At 67.8% G+C, this 20,837-nt stretch carries 23 protein-coding genes, 1 tRNA gene and 1 pseudogene; 10 read left to right on the top strand and 15 right to left on the bottom strand.

The window, feature by feature from the left end:
- Nucleotides 1-37: 37 nt before the first annotated feature.
- Nucleotides 38-313, top strand: a pseudogene (locus ACYVII_RS13895) (alpha/beta fold hydrolase); the annotation flags it as partial.
- 106 nt (nucleotides 314-419) lie between these two features.
- On the opposite strand, the gene ACYVII_RS13890 reads toward ACYVII_RS13895, so the two are convergent.
- Nucleotides 420-508, bottom strand: a tRNA-Ser gene (locus tag ACYVII_RS13890).
- A gap of 232 nt (nucleotides 509-740) precedes the next feature.
- Between ACYVII_RS13890 and ACYVII_RS13885 the strand changes: the two genes are divergently transcribed.
- On the top strand, nucleotides 741-1,874 hold the full coding sequence (locus ACYVII_RS13885) for a serine hydrolase domain-containing protein (RefSeq protein WP_460536050.1): 1,134 nt from the start codon (nucleotides 741-743) through the stop codon (nucleotides 1,872-1,874).
- A gap of 85 nt (nucleotides 1,875-1,959) precedes the next feature.
- Here the strand turns inward: ACYVII_RS13885 and ACYVII_RS13880 are convergent, their stop codons facing one another.
- Together ACYVII_RS13880 and ACYVII_RS13875 are read right to left on the bottom strand one after the other, a co-directional pair.
- Nucleotides 1,960-3,255 (bottom strand): LCP family protein, encoded by a 1,296-nt coding sequence (locus ACYVII_RS13880; protein ID WP_460536047.1) that lies wholly within the window; start codon nucleotides 3,253-3,255, stop codon nucleotides 1,960-1,962.
- A gap of 200 nt (nucleotides 3,256-3,455) precedes the next feature.
- On the bottom strand, nucleotides 3,456-4,331 hold the full coding sequence (locus ACYVII_RS13875; protein WP_460536045.1) for an alpha/beta fold hydrolase: 876 nt from the start codon (nucleotides 4,329-4,331) through the stop codon (nucleotides 3,456-3,458).
- Nucleotides 4,332-4,389: 58 nt separating this feature from the next.
- Between ACYVII_RS13875 and ACYVII_RS13870 the strand changes: the two genes are divergently transcribed.
- The gene (locus ACYVII_RS13870; protein WP_460536043.1) at nucleotides 4,390-4,989 is read left to right on the top strand and encodes a hypothetical protein; all 600 of its coding nucleotides are present in this window, start codon (nucleotides 4,390-4,392) and stop codon (nucleotides 4,987-4,989) included.
- Nucleotides 4,990-5,047: 58 nt separating this feature from the next.
- On the opposite strand, the gene ACYVII_RS13865 is transcribed toward ACYVII_RS13870, so the two are convergent.
- Nucleotides 5,048-5,680, bottom strand: coding sequence for a TetR/AcrR family transcriptional regulator (locus tag ACYVII_RS13865; RefSeq protein ID WP_460536041.1), 633 nt, complete (start codon nucleotides 5,678-5,680; stop codon nucleotides 5,048-5,050).
- Between the two features lie 118 nt (nucleotides 5,681-5,798).
- Between ACYVII_RS13865 and ACYVII_RS13860 the strand changes: the two genes are divergently transcribed.
- Nucleotides 5,799-6,731, top strand: coding sequence for an aldo/keto reductase (locus tag ACYVII_RS13860; protein ID WP_460536040.1), 933 nt, complete (start codon nucleotides 5,799-5,801; stop codon nucleotides 6,729-6,731).
- 8 nt (nucleotides 6,732-6,739) lie between these two features.
- On the opposite strand, the gene ACYVII_RS13855 is transcribed toward ACYVII_RS13860, so the two are convergent.
- Nucleotides 6,740-8,734: a chloride channel protein gene (locus ACYVII_RS13855; RefSeq protein WP_460536038.1), complete on the bottom strand. Its 1,995-nt coding sequence runs from the start codon at nucleotides 8,732-8,734 to the stop codon at nucleotides 6,740-6,742.
- A 144-nt stretch (nucleotides 8,735-8,878) separates the two neighbouring features.
- Nucleotides 8,879-9,244: a MarR family winged helix-turn-helix transcriptional regulator gene (locus ACYVII_RS13850; RefSeq protein WP_460536036.1), complete on the bottom strand. Its 366-nt coding sequence runs from the start codon at nucleotides 9,242-9,244 to the stop codon at nucleotides 8,879-8,881.
- A 256-nt stretch (nucleotides 9,245-9,500) separates the two neighbouring features.
- Here ACYVII_RS13850 and ACYVII_RS13845 point away from each other — a divergent pair, with 256 nt between their 5' ends.
- The 3 genes from ACYVII_RS13845 (at nucleotide 9,501) to ACYVII_RS13835 (ending at nucleotide 12,759) form a co-directional block, all read left to right on the top strand.
- Nucleotides 9,501-10,616, top strand: a complete 1,116-nt coding sequence (locus ACYVII_RS13845) for a cytochrome c oxidase assembly protein (RefSeq protein ID WP_460536034.1) — start codon at nucleotides 9,501-9,503, stop codon at nucleotides 10,614-10,616.
- Complete coding sequence (locus tag ACYVII_RS13840; RefSeq protein WP_460536032.1) at nucleotides 10,613-11,491, top strand: cytochrome c biogenesis CcdA family protein; 879 nt, start codon at nucleotides 10,613-10,615, stop codon at nucleotides 11,489-11,491. The genes ACYVII_RS13845 and ACYVII_RS13840 overlap by 4 nt, the downstream gene beginning before the upstream one ends.
- 71 nt (nucleotides 11,492-11,562) lie before the next feature.
- On the top strand, nucleotides 11,563-12,759 hold the full coding sequence (locus ACYVII_RS13835; RefSeq protein ID WP_460536030.1) for a redoxin domain-containing protein: 1,197 nt from the start codon (nucleotides 11,563-11,565) through the stop codon (nucleotides 12,757-12,759).
- A gap of 30 nt (nucleotides 12,760-12,789) precedes the next feature.
- Here the strand turns inward: ACYVII_RS13835 and ACYVII_RS13830 are convergent, their stop codons facing one another.
- The 4 genes from ACYVII_RS13830 to ACYVII_RS13815 form a co-directional block, all read right to left on the bottom strand.
- Entirely contained in the window at nucleotides 12,790-13,149 is a 360-nt protein-coding gene (locus tag ACYVII_RS13830; RefSeq protein WP_460536028.1) for a hypothetical protein, read from the bottom strand.
- Nucleotides 13,146-13,928 (bottom strand): permease prefix domain 1-containing protein, encoded by a 783-nt coding sequence (locus tag ACYVII_RS13825; protein ID WP_460536025.1) that lies wholly within the window; start codon nucleotides 13,926-13,928, stop codon nucleotides 13,146-13,148. The genes ACYVII_RS13830 and ACYVII_RS13825 overlap by 4 nt, the downstream gene beginning before the upstream one ends.
- Nucleotides 13,925-14,248, bottom strand: coding sequence for a PadR family transcriptional regulator (locus tag ACYVII_RS13820; protein WP_460536023.1), 324 nt, complete (start codon nucleotides 14,246-14,248; stop codon nucleotides 13,925-13,927). Before ACYVII_RS13820 ends, ACYVII_RS13825 begins: the two co-directional genes overlap by 4 nt.
- Before the next feature lie 244 nt (nucleotides 14,249-14,492).
- On the bottom strand, nucleotides 14,493-14,702 hold the full coding sequence (locus tag ACYVII_RS13815) for a ferredoxin (protein ID WP_460536021.1): 210 nt from the start codon (nucleotides 14,700-14,702) through the stop codon (nucleotides 14,493-14,495).
- A gap of 160 nt (nucleotides 14,703-14,862) precedes the next feature.
- Between ACYVII_RS13815 and ACYVII_RS13810 the strand changes: the two genes are divergently transcribed.
- Together ACYVII_RS13810 and ACYVII_RS13805 are read left to right on the top strand one after the other, a co-directional pair.
- Entirely contained in the window at nucleotides 14,863-15,660 is a 798-nt protein-coding gene (locus ACYVII_RS13810) for an SDR family NAD(P)-dependent oxidoreductase (protein WP_460536019.1), read from the top strand.
- 49 nt (nucleotides 15,661-15,709) lie between these two features.
- Nucleotides 15,710-16,666: an LLM class oxidoreductase gene (locus ACYVII_RS13805; RefSeq protein ID WP_460536017.1), complete on the top strand. Its 957-nt coding sequence runs from the start codon at nucleotides 15,710-15,712 to the stop codon at nucleotides 16,664-16,666.
- Nucleotides 16,667-16,675: 9 nt separating this feature from the next.
- Here the strand turns inward: ACYVII_RS13805 and ACYVII_RS13800 are convergent, their stop codons facing one another.
- Nucleotides 16,676-16,999, bottom strand: coding sequence for a hypothetical protein (locus tag ACYVII_RS13800; RefSeq protein WP_460536015.1), 324 nt, complete (start codon nucleotides 16,997-16,999; stop codon nucleotides 16,676-16,678).
- Nucleotides 17,000-17,261: 262 nt separating this feature from the next.
- On the opposite strand from ACYVII_RS13800, the gene ACYVII_RS13795 reads away from it, so the two are divergent.
- Nucleotides 17,262-18,083 carry a sigma-70 family RNA polymerase sigma factor gene (locus ACYVII_RS13795; protein ID WP_460536013.1) on the top strand — a complete coding sequence of 274 codons (822 nt, stop codon included), beginning with the start codon at nucleotides 17,262-17,264 and terminating at the stop codon, nucleotides 18,081-18,083.
- 13 nt (nucleotides 18,084-18,096) lie between these two features.
- Here ACYVII_RS13795 and ACYVII_RS13790 read toward each other — a convergent pair whose 3' ends face one another.
- The 4 genes from ACYVII_RS13790 to ACYVII_RS13775 form a co-directional block, all read right to left on the bottom strand.
- Nucleotides 18,097-19,092: a glycosyltransferase family 9 protein gene (locus ACYVII_RS13790; RefSeq protein WP_460536011.1), complete on the bottom strand. Its 996-nt coding sequence runs from the start codon at nucleotides 19,090-19,092 to the stop codon at nucleotides 18,097-18,099.
- A gap of 50 nt (nucleotides 19,093-19,142) precedes the next feature.
- Nucleotides 19,143-19,559: a PNPOx family protein gene (locus ACYVII_RS13785; protein WP_460536009.1), complete on the bottom strand. Its 417-nt coding sequence runs from the start codon at nucleotides 19,557-19,559 to the stop codon at nucleotides 19,143-19,145.
- A gap of 206 nt (nucleotides 19,560-19,765) precedes the next feature.
- Entirely contained in the window at nucleotides 19,766-20,359 is a 594-nt protein-coding gene (locus ACYVII_RS13780) for a gamma carbonic anhydrase family protein (RefSeq protein WP_460536007.1), read from the bottom strand.
- Between the two features lie 48 nt (nucleotides 20,360-20,407).
- A partial coding sequence (locus tag ACYVII_RS13775; protein ID WP_460536005.1) for an HNH endonuclease signature motif containing protein occupies nucleotides 20,408-20,837 on the bottom strand: 430 nt, incomplete at its 5' end.

The raw sequence follows: 20,837 nt of genomic DNA, 5'->3' as shown, positions 1-20,837 counted from the left end.
CAGCACCCATGAACGCCACTGGCAACACCCTTGAACTCGCGACAAGGCCATCAGGAACAATGAGTTCTACCGCCAGCTCAAGGCCATCCAGCGGTACGGCGGCTCCGCGCCGTCAGATCTCTCGGTGATCACGCAGCCCACGCTGATCGCCAACGGCGACAACGACCGCATGGTCCCCTCGATCCTCTCCACAGACCTGCACCGGCGGATCGCGGGCTCCGCGCTCATCATCTACCCGAGCTCCGACCACGGCGGCATCTTCCACTACTGGCAGAAGTTTGCTCCCGTCGCAGCGAAGCTCCTCAGCGACTGAGCACCGATCGATGGCGGCCACCATGCGGCCATGATCGAACTGACGAAGTAAATGAAAGGCCCGAATTCCCGCGTCATTCCGCGGAACTCGGGCCCTGAGCGATCGGCGGAGACGGAGGGATTTGAACCCTCGGTCCCCTTACGGGGACTCCACCTTAGCAGGGTGGTGCACTAGGCCTGACTATGCGACGTCTCCTCGTGCGGCCGCCGCGCGGACACACGACGACCATCATAACGGACCGCGTGGAGCACTCCGCACGTCGCCCGCGCCACAGCCATCGGCATCCGCTACAGCCATCGGCATCCGCCACACGAATGATCTGTAGCGGATGCCGATAGGCGTAGCGCGACGGTCTTTCGCCATGGCGGATGCCCGTTACAACCAGTCGAAGCTTGACCCCCGTTTGGGAGGCAGGCAAGGTGGACCAATGCCCCTCAACCTCGACAACGTGTGGCGCTCGCTCGACGAGCGCGTGGCATCCGGCTGGGCTCCCGGCATCGTCGCCGGCGTGCGCCACCGCGGCCAGACGCAGTTCTACTCGACCGGCACGTATGACTTCGCCGGCGAAACCGGCAGTGTGCCGATGACCGAGAACACGCCGTTCCGCATCGCCTCGCTGACCAAGATCGTCGGCATGGCACTGACGGCGCAGCTGATCGGCGACGGACTGCTCGACCTCGACGACGAGATCGCGGAATGGATGCCCGAGCTCGCCGATCGACGCGTGCTCCGCTCCCCCGACGCGCCGCTCGACGACACTGTGCCCGCCGAGCGGGAGATCACGGTGCGCGACCTGCTGACGTTCACGAGCGGAATGGGCTTGCAGTTCGAGAGCACGCCGTACTCGCGCGAACTGGGCCCGTTCGCGGTAGGACCGCTGCCGCCGCCGTTCGGAGTGGATGAGTACCTCGAGCGCGTCGCGGCGCTTCCTCTGGCGTACCAGCCGGGCGAGCGCTGGATGTACCACACCAGCTCGGATGTGCTGGGCATCCTGCTCTCCCGCGTCAGCGACAAGCCGCTGCACGAACTGCTGCTCGGCGAGATCACCGGCCCGCTCGCGCTCTCGCGCACCGGGTTCTTCACTGAGGAGCGGTTGCCTGGCCAGTACCGGGTGAACGGTGAAGCGTTGGAGGGATTCGCCGAGTACGACCGCGCATTCTCGGCTGAGCCCGCGTTCGAGAGCCTCGGCGGCGGACTCGTGTCGACGGTGCCAGAGTTCGTGAGCATCCTCACCGCCATCGCAGAGGGCCAGATCGTGCCCGCCGAGCTGGTGTCGCAGGCCACCTCCTCGCAACTGGATGCCGGCCAGCAGCTCGGTCTCGCCCAACTCGCCGGACCAGGGGTCGGCTGGGGCTGGTGCACGTCCGTCGAGACCGGCGGGCCGCATCCGTGGTCAGCGCCCGGGCGCTGGGGCTGGACCGGAGGGTCAGGCACCAGTGCGTACGTCGACCCGTCGAGGGACCTCGTCGGCGTGGTCATGTCGCAGCGGTTCATGACCGGACCGCAGGAGGCGTTCGACTACTTCTGGGGCCCGCTGGCGGCATCCGTCGACGGCGACTGACCCGCTCGGGTCGCAGTTTTCGTTGCAAGAGTGCGGCCGGGTCGACGAAAAGTGCGACCTGAACGAGGCGGGGCTGCGGCTGACGCTAGCCTGCACCGTTCGAGCAGGTCTGCGTCGCGGCGGTCTGACCGTGCACGTTGCTGCTGAGCGGCACCGGCGTCGAGCTCGGCGAGGGCGCGGCGGTGGCCGTGCTCTTCTTGCCAGACGACTTGCCGCTCGATGGAGTGCTGCTCGGCGTCGGCTGCTGTGCGGGCTGGCTGGATGACGTCACCGACCCGTCACCGGTGCCCCCGGTGATCTGGATGTACTGGTCGTTGACAATCGCGTCGTTGAGCGTCTGAGCGGCATCCTCATCGGGGATGACGCGGTTCGTATTATCCGGGTCTGCCACCGTCGGGTACTGAACGAACGCGATGTTGCTCCAGTTCAAGCCCTTCAGCGCCATGGCGATCTGGTAGAGAGTGGCCGCGTTCAGGTTGTCGGAGAGGTGCACGTTACTGACGGTGGCCTTCGCGAGGCCCCAGACCTTCACCGGATTCGCCAACGTGCCGTTGCTCATGATCGTGCGCACCAGCGAGGAGAGGAACACCTGCTGGTTGCTGATACGAGCGAGGTCCGAGCCGTCGCCGACGCCGTGCCGGGTGCGCAGGAACTCGGCCGCGTTCTGCCCCTCGAGGGTCACCTCGCCGGCCGGCAGATTGAGGCTGGTATCCGGGTCGTCGATTCCGTTGCCGCCGATGCACACCGGCACCCCGCCGACGGCGTTCGACATCGCGACGACACCCTCGAACGTGATCTCGGCTGCGAACGGGATCTGGATGCCGGTCATCTTCGTCACCGTGTCGGCCACGCACGACATCCCGCCCTCGGACAGGGTCGTGTTGAACTGGGCCTGATCTTGAGCGTCGTTGTTGCCGCACGCCGGGATCGGGATCATGAGATCGCGCGGGTAGCTCACGACGATCGCGTGCGTGTGGTCGGAGGAGAGGTGCAGCAGCATCGTCACGTCGTTGTTGCCGGCGCCCGAGCTGTCGTCGAGCGTGCCCCACGAGTCGCCCTGACCGCTTCGCGTGTCGGAGGCGGCCACCAGGATGTTCACCCCGCCCTTGAGCGCGGCGATGTTCGGGATCGCCTGGGCACCTTCGCCATGCAGATGGAACGACTTCTTCGTGTCGCTCACGAGGTTCGCGGCGGCCACCCCGGCGATGCCGAGCACGCTGACCACCGCGACGACGACGACGGACGCCACGACCTTGCCGAACGTGGCCCACGGGTGCGAGCGCAGACGGCCGTGCCGGGCGATGCCACGCGGACCGCGCGCAGAGCGCGCCGCGGCACGCGTGTGCCCGGTGCCGTCGCGGGTCGCGCGCCGTTCCGCCATGTGGGCCGCCTTTCGTCGGTCGTTCGCTGCTCGGGTGTTCGCTGTGGGTCGTGGATGCCTGTGATCCGTTCCGGGCAGATTGAGTCTGTCATCCCGCTTCGTCCGTCCAGCCAAGCAGGCGTCGACGAAAAGCCCGGTAATGGAGATTAAACGACGTGAGGTATGGGAATGCCGGTAATTCCTGAGGGAAAGGTGAAAGCTCAGCGCGGTGAGAGGTCGCGCAGCCAGTCGAGAGCGACGGGCAGGGCGCGCAGCACGGAGACGTGACCGTCGTTCGGCCGCTGCCAGAACTGGGCGCGAGGCAGGTGCCCGGCCTGCCATTGGCCGTGCGAAGGCGGAACGACACGATCGCGACCGCCCTGCACGACGAGGGTCGGGCATCCGACCGCCGAAAGGTCGAAGCCCCATGGCGTCGTGAAGGCGACGTCGTCGTCGATCTCACCCCACGCCGGGCTCCCGTCGGCAGTCGCCTCGGCCGAAGCGCGATTTGCGTCCGCGCCGAGCGGGCCCCACTCCTCGTCGAGCGCGGCCCAGTCGGTATCGGTGAAGCTCTCCATGTCGAACTCCGCCGTCTCGCCGTGGCGCCGTCGCTCGTCGCGTCCACCGCGGAGGGCCGCCTTCAGCCCGCCGGGCGAGGCCATCCCGCCGAACCAGTCGTACGCATCCGTGTACGGCGCGATGCCGGCGAGCGTGACCACGCCGGCGACGCGTTCGGGGTCGAGCGCCGCGCACGCCAGCGCGTGCGGACCGCCGCCGGATGCTCCCGCCGTGACATACCGCTCGAGCCCGAGCTCGGAGGCGACGGCGACCACGTCCGCGCCGGCGTCCTGCACAGTGCGGCCCGGTGCCGGTTGGGTGAACGAGTAGCCGGCGCGGGCGCACGAGACGACGCGGATGCCCCGCGCGAGAGCCGGATCGGCCACCGGCTCGATGGGCCGCCCGGTCTGCGGAGTCCCGTGGTGCCAGATCAGCGTGAGGCCGGTGTCGCCGCCGTCCGGAGCGCCGGTGTCCCAGAAACGGATGCTGCGTCCGTCGGCCAGTTCGAGGTCTCGTTCGATCGCCGTCGTTCCTCCCACTCGCCCACAGTAACGGCAGTGTCGTCCAGGTAGCTTTAACCCTCGGAAGGGAGACGCCGTGGGCTGGTTCGCACGCTGGCGCAAGCGGCGCATCCTCAAGCCGTACGACGACGCCGCCGTCGAGGTGCAAGAACGGGCGACCGTCGACCAGTCCGTCACCGAAGGTCTGATGATCTCGGAGTACGCGGTGCGGCTGCGCCTCAAGAACGCGATCGCGGTGGACGCCGTCGTGTCACCGCGGGCGTACGACGCGCAGGAGTATCTGCCGCAGGCATCCGCCGCGTTCGAAGAGCTCGCGGCCGAGTCTCAGGATGCCTCGGATCGGCTCACCGATGAGCTCGCCCGCACGATCGGGCGCGTCGGTCGGGCACAGCACGTGCACGACTACCGCCGCGGCGACGAGTCGAACGTGCGTCACCGGCTCATGGTCGCCACCGAGGCGGCGTCGGCCCTGCGGCAGAAGGCCGGCGAAGAGGAGTACCTGCTCGGGCTGATCGAGAAGGCGCGGCAAGATGCCTGGCGCGAGGTGAGCGCATCGCTCGTGGACCACGCGCTGCAGTACACGCCGGATGCGCCGACGCCCCTGGATGAGGTCGACCGCGACGTCGAGCTCGCTTCGCTGCGCGCCGAGTTGGAGGCGCTGACGAGCGAGGCGTGACGGCCTCCCGAGGGTCGCCGACCGTTCAAGTCGCACCGGAGGTGGGGTGCTGGTCGGCTCAGCGCTGGGGCCGCAGGCCGTCCATCAGCAGGTCGAGCATGCGGCCGACGCGTGCGGTGTCTTTCGCGTTGCCGGCCGCGACGAAGAGGCCGACGAGCATCGCGGTAAGGTCACCCGGATCGACATCCGGGCGGATCGTGCCGTCGGCGGCGCCGGCATCCAGAAGCGTTCCCACCGCCGCGGTGATGCGCTCGCGCGTCTCGTTCTTGCGGATAGCGCCAGAGGCGATCGCCGTGCGCAATGCGTCGGCCATGCCCTGTTTGGTGGCGACGAAACGCGTGTAGCGCACCAGCCATAGGCGCAGCGCATCGAACGCGGCGCGGCCCTCGAGAAGCGGCCCCGCGGATGCCACGACCTCGTCGAGCTCACTGCCGTGCAACGCCTCCACCAGCGACTCACGGGTGGGGAAGTTGCGGTACAGCGTTCCGATTCCGACCCCGGCAGCCCGGGCGATGGCCTCGAGCGAGACCGGCGTGACGCCGTCCGCGTCGGCGAACGCATCTCGGGCGGCGTCGAGCAGCAGCGCGCGGTTGCGTGCCGCATCGGCGCGCAACTTCGGCGGCTCGTCGCGCTTCGGTGCGGGCGTGTTCGCGTGCTCGGGCGCGGACGTTTCAACATCGGCAGTAGACAAGCGGAGGCCCCTCCGTTACGCTCTCTGGTAAACGGAGCTTCCTCCGTTTCATCCCACATTATCCGCCGAGCGCGCCTGGCACCAGGAGCGCTGGGCGGCCCTTGAAGCAGGGAGAACCATGAGCGACTCCACATCCGTTCGCGCCTCGCTGGGCGGCACCTACGACCTCGCCGGGCGGCCCGTCGCCCGCATCGGCTACGGCGCCATGCAGCTGGAGCGGCTCGACGCCGACCCGGATGCCGCGGCATCCGTTCTGCAGCACGCCCTCGATGCCGGCGTGAACCACGTCGACACCGCCGACTTCTACGGCCCAGGGTTCGTGAACGAGGTGATTCGAGGCGTCGTCGGCAAGCGCGACGACGTGTTCGTCGCCACCAAGATCGGCGCGGAACGCGACCCGGACGGCCCGTTCCCGTTGCGGCTGGCGCAGCGTCCCGAGCAGCTGCGGGCGAGCATCCGGAACAATCTGCTCACCCTGGACCGCGATCGTCTCGATCTCGTCTACCTGCGCCGCGCCGAGGTCGGCCCCGGGCTGCGCGCCGAGGGCGACCAGGACGTGCCGCTCGACGACCAGCTCGCCGTGCTGATCGAGCTGCGCGACGCCGGCGACATCGCCGCGATCGGTGTGAGCGCCGTGACGACCGACACCTTCCGGCATGCGCTGCCTGCCGGGCTCGCCGCCGTGCAGAACGCCTACAGCCTCGTCGACCGGCAGTTCGACGACATGCTCCGCCTCACCGTGGACGAGGGCATCGCGTGGGTGCCGTACTTCCCGCTCGGCAGCGCGTTCCCCGGCCTGGCGAAGGTGGTCGAGCAGCCTGCCGTGATCGCGGCCGCTGAACGCTTGGGCGCCACACCCTCACAGATCGGTCTGGCGTGGCTGCTGCAGCGCACCCCGAACACACTGCTCATTCCCGGCACGACCAGCACCCGGCACCTCGACGAGAACAACGCTGTAGGCGACATCGTGCTGGATGCCTCGACGATGGCCGAACTGGACGGCCTCGAGGTCGTCGGCGGCGGCGAGATCCGGTGGGGCGGCGAGGAGTAGGACACGCTTCACCGAGGTGTCTCGTCTCTCACAGTCGTGGTACGGGTGAGGAGATTGATGCGATCGCCGATCGCGATGGTGATGTCGGGGTCGGGTTGCCGTAGGCGCGGACCGCGCACGTAGGAGACCGGCAGATGGCCGGGCGGCCAAGGGATGCTGCCGAGCTTCCTGCCGACGGCGGGCGAGGTTCGGGGGATGGTGACCTCGACGAGCTGGTAACCGGTCAGCGGGGTCGCCGGGCCCTCCGGAGCAGAATGGCCGGCACCGCCGACGAACGCGTCGGACGGGGTGACGGTGACATGTTTGCCGAGTTCACGCGTGATCGTCTGGACCGCCGAGTGGTTGGTGATCCAGCCTTGGATCCGCCGGCCATCGTCGGACAGCACGGGAAGACCATCGCGCCCGTACTCGTCGAGCTGCCGAAGCACATCCGTGATCGGCTCGGTCGCGAAAACGGCTTGCGGATCACGAGCGTGGGTGACGGTTCCAGGCAGATCTGCGTCGACGACATCCGCGCTGACATCCTCTGCCGCAGGCGTCGCGTGCCGTGTGCTGACGAGCTCGATCGGGGTCCGCAGCGGACTCATGACCTGTGCCGCAGTGAGGTCGGCGAACGCGCGCCACGGTGCTGCCCGCTCGATGTCTTGCCCGCGGCGCAGCAGCTTGGTGGTGTAGATGGTTCCGTAGCTGAGACCTCGGGAGACCGCCGTGGCGATAGCGACGGCGAGCATCACCGGGAGCGTCAGCGTGAAGTCGCCGGTCATCTCCACGACGCTGGCGAATGAGGTCAGTGGTGCACGCGCCGCCGAGGTGAACACCGCCCCCATCGCCACGACGGCGTAGAGCGCGGGGTTGCCCGCGCTCGGGCCGAAGAGGTGGTCGGCGACGACTCCGAACGCCATGCCGGACGTGACCCCGATGAACAACGAAGGGGCGAAGACCCCGCCGGAGCCACCGATCGCGAGGCTGATACTGGTAGCCAGGATCTTGCCGGCCGCGAGGATCAAGAGGAACCAGAGCGCGTAGTTCCCGGCAACGGCCTCGAACATCACCGGATACCCGACCCCGTACATCTGGGGCACGGCAAGCAGCACGAGCCCCAGCACGAGACCGCCGGCCGCGGGCCGCAGCCATTCCGGACGACCCTTCCAGAGCTTGTCGGCGAGGTCTTCCAGTCCATAGAGCACGGTCTTGAACAGCAGCCCAATCAGCGCGGCGATCACCGCCAGCACCGCGATCAGCAGGTAATTGCGCGGATCATGAAGCACGATGCCGTTCGGGAAACCGGAGAGGAAGTGCTCGTTGCCGAGGAACGGGATGGCGATCGCGTCGGCGACCATGGCGGAGAGCATGACCGCGAACAGAGCATCCACCGACATCTCGCGGAGGATGATCTCCACCCCGAAGAACACGCCGGTGATCGGTGCGTTGAAGGTGGCCGCGATACCGCCTCCGGCACCGCAGGCGACCAGGATCCGCATGCGGTTCTCGGGCATCCGGATCCATTGACCGAGGCTGGATGCCAGCGCCGAGCCGATCTGCACGATGGGCCCCTCCCGGCCCACCGACCCTCCTGTGCCGATCGTGAGGGCCGATGCGAGTGCCTTCACGACAGAGACCTGGGGCCGGATCCGCCCTCCGTTCTCGGCGACGGCGACCATCACCTCTGGCACGCCGTGCCCCCGCGCTTCGCGGGCGAACCGATAGACCAACGGCCCGTAGAGCAGACCGCCGATCACAGGCACCACGACGAGGAACCCCAGGCCCAGCCACGGCAGATGGGAGCTTCCCACCCAGCCGTCCTGCCCGAACTCGGTCTGCCCTGTGAACACCCACGTGAACAACGAGATCAGGTAGCGGAACACCACGGCGCCAAGACCGGCCCCCACGCCAACGATGATCGCGATCACGAACAGCCCTGCGCGCGAGCCCCGCAGGCTTCCGGCGATGCGATCCGTCACACGGGTGAGTCGGCCCGTGAGCCGGACGGCACGAGCGGTCATTCGAGTCCTCGCAACTGTGGATGCATAAAGGCTGCGATCCCCGACCGGGAGCACGCAGCACTTGCAAGATTACAACAGTTGCAAAAGTGAAAGTAAGGCGTCGCACCTCAACGACCCACCGCCTATCGCAGTACGGCGCGTGGGTCAGAGGCCGAGCGGCAGGAGGTCTTCGACCGTCGGCTCGCCGGCGGCAGAGTTGAAGACGTCGAACGCCTCGAAGACCTGCCTTCGCTGGGCGGGCGTGAGTTGGACGAGGATGCGGCGAAAATCCTCCCGGCGGCGCTGCGTGACGTCGTTGACGATGCTCTCCCCCTCGGGCGTGAGAGTGATGATCACCTCGCGCCGGCTTCCCGGGTTCTGCTCGCGTCGCACCCAGCCAGAGGCGACCATCCGGTCAAGCGACCGACTGAACGTGGAGAGGTTGGCTCCGAGCCGCTCGGCGAGGATGCCGGTGCGCTGCGGGCCGAGGGAACTCAGCAGAACGAGCACCCTGAACTGGGGAAGGGTCACCGTCTCCAGGGTGCCGGCGAAAGATCGCGCAATGACACCGAGCATGGCACGTGATGCGGTGAGGACCGCGGATACATCATCGTCTCCGGCGGGTGTCTCAGGCGGGGTCATCGCATCGACATCCTTCCTCGCCCGCAATCGGCGCGAGCCACTCCACTATCCCACCCGGATGCCCGCTCACAGCTTCGCCACTGCTGGGCTTGTATAAGTGCAACTATTGTAAAAGCGCAAGTGGCGATGCTTGGGAGGCTCATCGATGACATCTGCATCCGTCCCGGTTCTGGTCTCCCTCGCGCACGCGACGTTGGCGACCGCCGGCGGCGGTTCGATGAACGGCGGCGGCATGAGCGGCACCGGCTCGATGGGGCCGATGTCGATGAGTGGTCCGATGTGGATGCCCCACCAACCGCTCACGTATCTTCGGCTGTTCGCGTTCCATCCGCAGCCGATCCCGATCTTCCCCGTGATCGGTGTTCTTCTGGCGGTCGCCTATCTCGCAGGAGTCTTCGTCCTGCACAGGAGGGGCGACGGCTGGCCGAAGGGTCGCATCGTCTGGTGGATGCTCGGAGTCTTCACCCTCGAACTGATGACCGCGACGGGGTTCGACGGCTACGGCATGGACTTCTTCAGCATCCACATGCTGCAGCACATGGTGATCGGCATGGTGACGCCGATACTGCTCATGCTGGGCGCACCGGTCACGCTGATGCTTCGCGCGTTGCCCGCCACGGGAGGAAGGCGCAGTCCGCGACATCTCTTGCTCCTCTTCCTGCACTCGCGTTTCGCGACTGTCGTGGCCAGTCCTGTGGTGACCGTCCTGCTCTTCCTGTTCAGCCTGTACGTGCTCTACTTCACGCCACTGATCGACTGGCTGATGGTCACCTGGTGGGGACACAACCTGATGCTCTTTCACTTCCTGGCCATCGGATGCCTGTACTTCTGGGGAATCCTGGGCGTGGACCCATCGCCACGCCGAGGTGGCGGCGTCATGGGAGCGTTCTCCCGCCCGGTGCTGCGGATCGCCGAGCTGAGCGCGACAGTGCCGTTCCACGCGTTCTTCGGCATCGTGTTCATGATGGCGACCACCGTCATGGTGAAGTACTACGCGTCCGCGTTGCCGTGGGCAACCTCGACTCCCCTGTCGGATCAGCAGACCGCCGGCGGCATCGCCTGGGCGTTCACCGAGCTCCCCACGCTGCTGGTACTGGGCGTGCTGTTCCTGCAGTGGCAGCGCAGCGAGGACCGCTCGGCGAAACGACAAGCACGTCGGGTGGAGAAGTTCGGCGACATCGACCTGGACGCCTACAACGCCTCCCTCGCCGCCCTTGCACAGCGAGACGAAGTCTCCACGCAGCATGATGGGGCGCGATGATCGGCGGGGCGCTCATCGCCTACGCGTTCACGATCGGCCTGACCGGGCTGATCAACCCGTGCGGTCTCCCTCTCCTGCCGGCCTATCTGACCGTCTTCCTCGATGACGTAGACCGTCCGTGGCCGGTCCGCCTACTCACGGCACTGCGTTCCGGTGGATGCCTCTCCCTCGGCTTCGTCGTCGTGTTCGGCATCGCCGGCGTCGTGGAATCCTCGCTCGCGTTCGCCGTGACCGACCTCGCGCCCTGGATCATGCTGCTCGTCGGCTCCGCCATCCTCGTGCTCGGCGTGCTCTCGATGATCGGCAAGGCGCCGGGTTGGCACCTTCCGGCGCTCTCGTTCCGTTCCGGCACGGGCACCGTCACGATGATCGGGTTCGGCGCCGCCTATGCCATCGGGTCCCTCAGCTGCTCGTTGCCGATCTTCGTCGCCGCGGTCGGCTCATCTCTCTCCACCGCCACGCCCGTGCAGAGCGTTGCCGTGTTCGTGGCATACGCGCTGGGCATGGGCCTGTTCGCTACTGCCGCATCCCTGATCTGTGCATTCAGCGGGCCAGCGACGCTGCGTGCGCTGCATCCCGTGGCGCGAGTGCTTCCCCGGATTGCTGGAGGAATCTGCATCATTGTCGGCCTCTACCTCATCGCGTACTGGATGCATGTGCTCGGCGCGCCTGACCTGATCGCGCCGGTCATCGGCGGCGTCGATCAGGTGCAGTCGACTGTCGTGTCCTGGCTGGACACCTGGTGGATGGCCAGCGCGGTCCTCTGCACGGCGCTCGTGGTCGGCGCCATGATCGCCCTGGCGACGGCGAGTAGGCATCCTGGACAGCACCAACGCAGCCCCCATCGTGCGGAGGCAGAAGGGAACCGTCGATGACGCCCGGCGACACGAGCCGCCCGCCCGAGCGTTCTGCTCCGGCTCAACGAACGAACACACGCTGGCTTCTCGTGACCGCGGCCGTCACGCTCGTCGTCCTCCTCGCCGGCGTGTTCACGGTCGCCATGTTCGCCCCAGGGGCGGCCGACGGCTCCAAGCAGAACGACTACCAGGGCAGGCCGGGCATCAACAAGCCGACCGCTGACCTGCTCTCCATGGATACGCTCACGAGCGATGGAACCGTCCGCGCCCCTGAGTTCGACCTCACCAATGAAGACGGCAGTCCACTGACGCTCGCGCGATTCAAGGGAGACGTCATTGTTCTGACCTTCAACGACGACCAGTGCGCCGACCTTTGCGCCCTGTTCGCACAGGACGTGATCGCGGCCGACAACGACCTCGGCGCGAACGCCCGCAAACACATCGCGTTCGTCTCGATCAACGCCAACCCGTACTATCCATCGACCGCGGCGGTGCAGACGTGGACGAACCAGCATGGCCTCGGCCACCTTGGCAATTGGTACTTCGGCACCGGAACACCAAAGCAGCTTGCGGCCACAGCCCACGCGTACGGGGTGAACATCCAGCTCGATCCGGCAACGAAGTCGGTCGCGCACGGCACCGAGATCTTCATCATCAAGCCGAACGGCACCGATGCCGATATCGCCGACTTCGGCACGCAGGACGCCGACACCGCCCCCTTCTCCCACGGACTCGCCGTTCTCGCCAACGACGCCCTCCCCAGCTCCGAGCAAACGCATGTGGCAGGGAAGGATCTCCCGGCCGCGCTTCCCGGAGGCACCGAGATCGGCGACACTCCGGCGCCCGTCAGCGGTCCCGTGCTCGGACCTGCCGGCGGCAACGCCGCATCGACTGAGACTGGGACGACGTCAAGCGCGTCCGACCATGGTGAGTACACCGTGCTGGACTTCTGGTCGAGCACCTGCACCGCCTGCGCCAGCCAACTCGATGCCGCCGAGGCAGAGCACGCCGCGCTCGGGAACACGGTGGACTTCCTGGGGGTCGATGTCGACGACAACCCGACGGAGGGAAGGGCCGCGATCGCTCGGCACCATCTGACCTTCCCCGTGCTCTCGGATGCCAAAGGTACTCAGGCCGCACGTTTCGAGGCATCCGATCTGCCCTACACGGCGATCCTCTCGCCGGCAGGAAAGGTGCTGGTGCGTCACCCCGGCACCTTCACACAAGAAGAGCTCGATTATGTGCTGCGCACCGTCGACGACAAGCTGCCCATGCCCACCGACTGACCCCTGGCCCCCGGATGCCCCGGCGGCACGTCAGCGCTTCGAGGGTCGGCGCCCTCCAATCCGCAGGTAGACCAGGCGGGCGATCACCGTCAGCCCGATCGAGAAGACGGGCCCGATGAGAGCGAGGGTGAGCGCGAAGAGGATCTGCCCCGCGAAGGGCGTGTCACCTGTGTTCGCGGCGTAGAGGAACGCCGCCACGAGCAGGTATCCGTAGATGGCGGATGCCAGCAGCGCGGTCCGGAGGTTGCCGGCGACGACTCCGATGGCGATCGCGACGATCGCCCACGGGATCAGGTTCCAAGCGGAGCCGCCGAACAGGATCCGGCCGCTGAGTGCCCCGAGCGCGACACCGACGACGCCGCTGAGGACGACGGTGAGAGCGCGAGTCATGCCGCGGCTGCAGACACCGGTCGGATGGTGAGGAGGAACCGGACGAGGAACACGATGCCGAAGATCAGCGCCACCACTCCGTCGGTGTAGAGCACGCCCTGTCCCCAAGCGATACGGGAGATGCCGTCGGCGGCGCCGGCAGCGAGGAGGGCGATACCGGCACCGAGGAATGCGGTCGCCCCGATGGCGGCGACGACGCTGCGCGGGAGTCGAGCTGCGGGGCTGGCCGGGCGCCGTCGAGCCAGCCGCATCGCTCCGAGGATGACTCCCGCGACGATCAATCCGATGATCGCAGCGGCGAGGACGAAGAGGAACGAGTCGTCGGAGCTCTCCATCGCGGCGGCTACGTGACAGTTGGTCGCACCGGGCTGAACGGCGAGCCAGTGCGCACACTGGGCCGCCGTGAACCGGTAGCCGGCAGGCGCACCATAGACCCACTGCGTGGACGTCACGAGCGCCAGGCCGCGCGCCAAGAGTGCGGCCACGCCGATGGCAGCGAAGCCGTACACGCCCAGCTGAGCCGCCGCGCGAACGAACGCGGCCAGCAGCTCAGCCGGACGGCGGCGATTCGACGCCGACGCGATCATCGGAGCATCGCCGAAAGCAGCAATCGCCGCGGACTGCGCGGCGTCGGCATCCATGCCGCCCCGCATGAACGAGTCGGCTGAGTCGCGGAGGTGCGTCTCTGCTTCGCTGAGCATCCGGCGACGCTCTGCCGCCGTTCCCTCGAGACGATCGAGCATGTCGTCGAGGTAGCCGTCGATACGGTCGCTGGTCATGAAGGATCTCCCACCACTCGGTTCATGCCACTGGCGAATCGACACCAATCGGCCGCCTGCTGATCACGGGCATCGCGCCCGGCCCTGCTGAGCTCGTAGACGCGGCGTCGTCGGCCGGCGACGACCTGCCAGGAGCTGGTGACGAGGCCGCGCGACTCGAGACCGTGCAGCGCCGGGTAGACCGTGCCCTCGGCCAGGACGAACTCGCCGTCGCTGCGGTCCCGGATGCTCGCCACGAGTTCGTACCCGTGCGCCGGTCCCGCGGCGAGCGCGGCGAGCAGCAGGAGGTCGAGGTTCCCCTTGATCCGATCGTGCGCCATAAGTAGGTATCCTAGGCATCCGGATTCTAGGTATCAAGTGCTGCGGGAGATCTCTACACATCAAGGAGCGTCATGGCCGACGATCACAACGCGTCACTCACCGTCTTCATCACGGCAGCCCTCAGCAGATGAGCGAGGATCCATCGGCCTCTCGACGCATCCAACACCGCCGGTCTCCCGCGGAGTGACATGACTCGACGTCGCCGCCTTGCCCCCGAGCGAGAGACATAGCCGCACGGCCACGTCAGACCGCGTCGTCCTCTTCCAAGCGGATCGTCGCCGAGGGGCACAAGGCCTCGGCCTCACGGGCGGCAGCCCATTCCGATCGGGGTGGATGCTCGTCGATGACGCTCACGAACCCGTCGTCCTCTTCTCGGTTCGCGAACACGTTCGGCGCCGTCCGGCTGCAAAAACCGGAGGCGATGCACGTGGTCGGGTTCACGGTGACCTTCATGAGTCCTCCATCGATCATCCACGGTACCGGCACGGTTCGGCGAGAGCGGTCCGCCCAGCCGAGGCACGAACACGGGACAGCACGCGGCGGCCCATTCTCCACGCGTGCCAGCATCGTGCAATGCCTGCCGTGAAGCATCCGCGCGCCCTTGGATCGACGCATGGATCTCGGCATCGAAGGCAAGAAGGCGCTGGTCACCGGCGGCGACTCGGGGATCGGATGGCACACCGCCCGCGCACTCCTCCGCGAGGGCGCGACGGTCGTCATCACCGACCTCGAACAGGCGAAGCTCGACGATGCGGTAGAACGCCTCGGTGCGCCACCCGGAACCGTGCACGCATTCGCCGCGGACATCACCGACCTGGATGACCTCGCCCGCCTGCACGAACTCACGGCGCAGGCGGTCGGACCGGTCGACATCCTGGTGCAGTCCGCCGGCATCACCGGTGCCCAGGGTGCTTTCGACAAGATCGACGACGCGGGCTGGACGAACACGATCGAGACCGACCTGCTCGGGCCCGTGCGCGTCGCGCGGGAGTTCCTGCCCGACCTGCGCCGCGGCTGGGGCCGGCTGGTGTTCATCTCGTCGGAGGACGGCGTGCAGCCGTACGCGAACGAGCTCCCCTACTGCGCCGCGAAAGCAGGCATCCTCGCACTGTCGAAGGGACTGTCGCGCGCTTACGCCGAGGACGGACTCCTCGTGAACGCGGTCTCGCCGGCGTTCATCCACACGCCGATGACCGACGCGATGATGCGCAAACGCGCGGAGCAGCTGGGCACGAGCGTGGACGGCGCGATCCGGTCGTTCCTCGACGACGAGCGGCCGTTCCTCGAGCTGAAGCGGCGCGGCCAGCCGGACGAGGTGGCATCCGTCATCGTCTTCCTCTGCTCGGATGCCGCGTCGTTCGTCGTCGGATCGAACTACCGGGTCGACGGCGGCTCGGTTGCGACCATCTGAGGCCGTGCAGACGGCGACACGACCAGTCACACGACCACGAAGGAGCATCATGCAGATCGGATACAAGCTGTCGAGCGAGGCGTTCGGCCCTCAGGAGCTCGTGCGCCAGGCGTTGCGCGCCGAGGAGGCGGGCTTCGATTTCGTGGAGATCAGTGACCACTACCACCCGTGGGTGGAAGAGCAAGGGCACTCGCCGTTCACGTGGGTCGTGCTCGGCGCCATCGCGGCGCGCACGACGACGCTGGGTCTCGCGACGGGCGTGACGTGTCCGACCTTCCGTTACCACCCCGCGATCATCGCGCAGGCCGCCGCGACGCTGGCGGTGCTCTCCGACGGACGCTTCACGCTGGGCGTCGGAGCCGGCGAACGGCTGAACGAGCACGTGATCGGAGCGTTCCCCGGCGTGCACGAACGGCACGACCGGCTGCGTGAGGCGGTCGAGATCATCTCGATGCTGTGGCACCCCGGCTACCACAGCTATGACGGGCTGTACTACACGGTCGACGACGCCCGGGTGTTCGACCTGCCCGAGACCCCGCCGGTGATCGCTGTCGCGGCGAGTGGCAGCATGTCCGCTGCGCTCGCGGGGGAGCTGGGAGGCGGGCTGTTCGCGGTGGAGCCCAAGTCATCCATCGTCGAGGGCTTCAGGTCGGCCGGTGGCACCGGCCCGAGGTTCGCCGAGGCGCCGCTGGCGTGGGCGCCCACCGAGCAAGAGGCCGCGGAGGCCGCTCACGAGACGAACAGGTGGGCGCTCGGTGGGTGGAAGGTGATGAGCGAGCTCCCGAACCCGGTGAACTTCGAGGCGGCATCCAGAACCGTACGCGTCGAGGATGTTCGCGAGCAGTTCGCGTGCGGACCGGACGTGGAGAGGCACCTGGCCGTGATCCGGCCGTTCGTCGACGCGGGTTTCGACCACGTGGTGCTGCAGAATGCGGGGCCGGATCCGGACGGTTTCATGGACTTCTTCGTCGCCGAGCTGGAGCCCCGGCTGCGAGGCGGAGGGTAGACGGACCGCTCACTGCACGCGCGCGATGATCAGCAGCAGCCACACGATCGTCCAGACCGGGATCGCGGCGAAGAAGCACGCCATGACGACGAGTCGAGGCGGCTGCGGGAGGAACACGCGCACCAGCACCATCGCCCCATAGAGCACAGCCACAACGATCGCACCGAGCACCGCGAGGGGCACGCTGTTGCGAAGCTGCAGCAGCAGCACGAAGACGCAGATTGCGGCCATGATGGCGCCGACGACGAGCCACACCCGCCCCGTCGAACTGCGCAACGCCGGCTGGTTGCGCACCAGTGTCGGGTCGCGACGGTCGTCCGGTCGTCTGGCCATTCTCCGATGGTCGACGGGACCGAAGGGTGCCTGAAGGGGTTGACACCCACCTGCGCCCGACCGGTGCCGGCGGCGGACGTCGCGCGTCCGCGCACTGCTACTCCTCCTTCTCCTTCTTCGCAACGGGTTCATCCCTGAGCGGAGCGGTGATTGCTTCGAAGTGTCGTTTGGATCGCCCGCCGCCGACAGCGAAACCGCCCCGGTGCGTTCAGCACCGTGAGAGAACGGTGCGCCAGCACCACGAAGCGAAGCGAGGAGAACCATGCCGCCGCAACACCTCAGCCGCAGCGTTCGCCGCGACCTCCGTCAGGCATCCGAGCGGGCTCGCCGCGTGCGCCGCAGCGAGCGATTCCGCAGCATCCGCTGTCAGGATGCGGACAGCATCCACTTGGGTCGCCGCGAACTCGTCGTGAGCCACCTTCAGCTCGCCGACGCGATCGCGCACCGCTATGCGGGACGCCGCCAAGATGCCGACGATCTCCGCCAGGTCGCCTACCTCGGTCTCGTGAAGGCCGCCGAGCGCTTCGATCCGGAGCGATCGGACGACTTCGCCTCGTTCGCCGTGCCCACCATCGCCGGCGAGATCAAGCGGCACTTCCGCGACAACTGCTGGTTCGTGCGGCCACCGCGGTCGCTGCAGGAGCTGAGGAGCACCGTGGAGCACGAGGTGCCGCGGATGGCGCAGCAGCTCGGGCGAGACCCGAGTCGCGATGAGATCGCCGAGCATGTCGGCCAGCCTGCTGACCGCATCGAGGAGGCGATGGGCTGCAGCCGCGCGATGCATCCGATGTCGCTGGATGCGCCGGTCTCCACCGCAGACGAGCGCACTCCGTTCGGCGACACGCTCGATTCCGGCGACCACGCGCTCGAGCGGGCGGAACGCGTGCAGTCGCTTCGGCTGGCGTGCCGGGAGCTGCCGCCACGCGAGCGCCTGATCATCTACCGCCGCTTCTACGAGGAGCGCACCCAGTCCGAGATCGCGCAGGAGATCGGCGTGACCCAGATGCAGGTGTCACGCCTGCTCACCTCGACGCTCGCCCGCCTCCGGTCGCTGCTCGGCAGCGGGGAATGGTTCGCCGCGTGACGTCGTCTGCGGGTTACGCGAGCCGCTGCGCGGCCTCGAGCACGTCGTCGGCCGTCACCGCGAGAAGCGCCGGGTCGGGCTCCGACGCGAACGTCTCGCCGCGCCGCGCCGAGGCATCCGTGAGCGCGATGTGCGGTCCGGGTGGGGGCCCCCACTCCTCTACCGGTGCGGGCCCGAAGATCACGACTGAGGGAGTGCCGTAGGCGGATGCCAGATGCGCGGCGCCCGTGTCTGCACTGATCACGAGGCGGGCGGCGGCGATCAGCGCGGCCAGTTCGTCGAGTGCGAGGCGTCCGGCGAGCATCGCCTCGGCGGGGAGCCCGGATGCCCGCACGACGGCTCTGGCGCGCTCGCGGTCCGCCTCTCCCCCGGTGATCACCACGGTGTCCCCTTCCGCGGCTCGTGCTCGCGCGACGACAGCGAAACGATCGACCGGCCATTGCCGCGAGCCGTAGAACGCCCCGACGTGGATGACCACCGCGTCAGACGCCAGCGGCGGCGCAGACGGGGTGAGGATGCCTACGTCGGTGTCACGGGCATCCACTCCGAACGCGTTCACCAGGCGCACCCATCGTGTGCGCTCGTGGATGCCATCGAGCCACTCCGGCTCGCGCGGGTCCTGTCGGATCACACCTTTCATTCCGTCGCCGGGCGCGTGCTGGATCAGCTCGCGCGCGTTGAGCGCTGCGATCAGTCCGCGGCTCTCCGGCCCGTTGCCGTGCAGGTTGGCCGCGATGTCGACCAGACCCGGCTCGATGGCGAGGGGGTCGTCGAGCCCCTTCGTGGGAAGCAGCGCGCGGATGCCCGGCACCAGCCGCGCGATCGGCACCAGCCACGCGGGCCCCGCGAACACGACCGCGTGGTCGTCGAACGTGCGAGCGAGACCCTTCAACGCAGGGGCTGCCACGAGGAGGTCGCCGAGCTTGAGGGCACGCAGGGCCAGCAGCAAGGGCCGGTCGTCGATCGGGGCGAACACCTCGAGCGCGGCGGGCGGAGAGCTGGGCGGCATCCTCAAGGAATCTCACGAATCGGCTGCGTGTGGCCACCCCTTGCGTGGCGCTACGAACTCGACCAACCGCTCCAGCGGTCGACGCGGATCACGATCACCGGTCCGCCTGGACGGCGGTCGTGATACTGCTCGTACCGCTCGACGAGCGCATCGAGCGGATGCTCTGTCTCTTCGGCATCGGCGAGGACGCTCGCGTGCCCGTCGACGCGCACCCACCACAGGTCGTCCCAGTCATCGCTGTAGTGGTCCGCGAGCAACGCGACCCGCGGATGCCTCGCGATGTTGTCCAGACGCAGCAGCGCGCGCGTGGTCTTCGGTTTGTGATCCACCGCCGTGAAGACGAGGTCGCCCTCTACCGCGAACGTGACGGGAACGATGTGCGGACTTCCGTCGGCGCGGACTGTCGCGAGCCGGGCAACGGGGGCCGATGCCAGCCGCTCACGGGCATCCGTCTCGCTGAGCTTCATTCCGGCACCGCTCCGCGTCTCATGGTGACGATTGTCCTCGGGCTGCCGTCAGGCGAGGAAGACCACGGCACACAGGAAGCAGCGGGCGAGCCCCCGGATCGCCGTGCGGAGGTCGATGATCGATTCCCAGCGGTGCTGCAACCTGCGGGCATCCGTCGGCACGTCGCCGGCAAACGCTGCGGCGCCCAGCGTGGTGCGGCTGACGGTCAGTCGAGCCGCTCGTCCTCTGCGTGCGCGCCGTAGTAGGCGGACTGCCGGCGCATGAGTTCGCTCATCGGAACGTCGCGGCCGACACCGTAAACGGTTCGACCGAAGTCGAGCTCGCGCTGGATCGCCCAGATCTCGTCGTGCTTCTCGGGCGGCAGGATCTCGGCCGGATCGCCCACCGCCACCCACCCGATCGGGACTACGGCGCCGGCGGGCACGACAGTGTTCACGTGCACGACACCGTTGATCCGCACCTCTGCGCCGGCGCCGATACGGCTGCCCGGGAACAACGATGCACCCGTCGCGATGAACGCTTCGTCGTCCACGACGCTGCCGTTCACATGGCTGTGCGGGCCGATCAGCACGGAGGATCCGATGTGCACCGGATGCCCGGCCCGACCGCGGACGAGCGCGTGCTCCATCACGACGCAGTTCTCGCCGATGGTCACCTCACCGTCTTCCGCGGTGACGACAGCGCCATGCAGGATGCGCACACCCGCAGCGATTCGAACGTCACCCACGATCACGGCAGACGGAGCGATATAGGCGGAGTCATCGATCGATGGCGACGCGCCGCGGTGACGAAAGAGCATGCGAGGACTCCGATCTTCGCCCTCACGATAAGCCGGGCCCGCTGGCCGTTAGAAGGGTGGTGGGTCGCTGTCGTATCCGGTGGGTGTGCGGACGCGGATGCCGCCGTCGGGTTTCGGGTCCAACCGGATCCCGGTCACCGTCTTCAACCGGTGCAGGCGGGGTTTGAGCGGTGCCAGGTTCGTCACGTTGGTGGGTCCGCCGTGTTGTCGTTCGATCACGTGGTCGATCTCGGCACCAGTGGTAACCCCGACCGGGAGGTAGGGGGCGGCGTCTTCGTCCAGTCCGTACTTCAAGGTGAGCCAGGTCCGCTGATCCGGTGTTGGCCGGTACCGTTTCGTGTCCAGGTTCAGCTGTGCCGGCCGGATCGGGTCCGCCAGCACTTTCCGGAATGAGGGTGCGTCCCGTAACGCTTTCGCTGCGGCACTGGGCGGGATCGGACCGTAGCCCAGGAGCTCGGCGAACCGGCCGTCCGCATCG

The organism is Humibacter ginsengiterrae (assembly GCF_054780115.1).
Note: the sequence above shows the minus strand (reverse complement) of the source record. Positions and strands in the feature narration are given on the sequence as shown.

What these genes read in the sequence shown, in the direction of transcription:
- ACYVII_RS13855 (WP_460536038.1), bottom strand. Translation starts at nt 8,734, where the DNA reads ATGACCGCTCGTGCCGTCCGGCTCACGGGCCGACTCACCCGTGTGACG.
- ACYVII_RS13780 (WP_460536007.1), bottom strand. Translation starts at nt 20,359, where the DNA reads ATGCTCTTTCGTCACCGCGGCGCGTCGCCATCGATCGATGACTCCGCC.
- ACYVII_RS13820 (WP_460536023.1), bottom strand. Translation starts at nt 14,248, where the DNA reads ATGGCGCACGATCGGATCAAGGGGAACCTCGACCTCCTGCTGCTCGCC.
- ACYVII_RS13885 (WP_460536050.1), top strand. Translation starts at nt 741, where the DNA reads ATGCCCCTCAACCTCGACAACGTGTGGCGCTCGCTCGACGAGCGCGTG.
- ACYVII_RS13825 (WP_460536025.1), bottom strand. Translation starts at nt 13,928, where the DNA reads ATGACCAGCGACCGTATCGACGGCTACCTCGACGACATGCTCGATCGT.
- ACYVII_RS13840 (WP_460536032.1), top strand. Translation starts at nt 10,613, where the DNA reads ATGATCGGCGGGGCGCTCATCGCCTACGCGTTCACGATCGGCCTGACC.
- ACYVII_RS13880 (WP_460536047.1), bottom strand. Translation starts at nt 3,255, where the DNA reads ATGGCGGAACGGCGCGCGACCCGCGACGGCACCGGGCACACGCGTGCC.
- ACYVII_RS13790 (WP_460536011.1), bottom strand. Translation starts at nt 19,092, where the DNA reads ATGCCGCCCAGCTCTCCGCCCGCCGCGCTCGAGGTGTTCGCCCCGATC.
- ACYVII_RS13860 (WP_460536040.1), top strand. Translation starts at nt 5,799, where the DNA reads ATGAGCGACTCCACATCCGTTCGCGCCTCGCTGGGCGGCACCTACGAC.
- ACYVII_RS13815 (WP_460536021.1), bottom strand. Translation starts at nt 14,702, where the DNA reads ATGAAGGTCACCGTGAACCCGACCACGTGCATCGCCTCCGGTTTTTGC.
- ACYVII_RS13845 (WP_460536034.1), top strand. Translation starts at nt 9,501, where the DNA reads ATGACATCTGCATCCGTCCCGGTTCTGGTCTCCCTCGCGCACGCGACG.
- ACYVII_RS13800 (WP_460536015.1), bottom strand. Translation starts at nt 16,999, where the DNA reads ATGGCCAGACGACCGGACGACCGTCGCGACCCGACACTGGTGCGCAAC.
- ACYVII_RS13795 (WP_460536013.1), top strand. Translation starts at nt 17,262, where the DNA reads ATGCCGCCGCAACACCTCAGCCGCAGCGTTCGCCGCGACCTCCGTCAG.
- ACYVII_RS13805 (WP_460536017.1), top strand. Translation starts at nt 15,710, where the DNA reads ATGCAGATCGGATACAAGCTGTCGAGCGAGGCGTTCGGCCCTCAGGAG.
- ACYVII_RS13785 (WP_460536009.1), bottom strand. Translation starts at nt 19,559, where the DNA reads ATGAAGCTCAGCGAGACGGATGCCCGTGAGCGGCTGGCATCGGCCCCC.
- ACYVII_RS13810 (WP_460536019.1), top strand. Translation starts at nt 14,863, where the DNA reads ATGGATCTCGGCATCGAAGGCAAGAAGGCGCTGGTCACCGGCGGCGAC.
- ACYVII_RS13830 (WP_460536028.1), bottom strand. Translation starts at nt 13,149, where the DNA reads ATGACTCGCGCTCTCACCGTCGTCCTCAGCGGCGTCGTCGGTGTCGCG.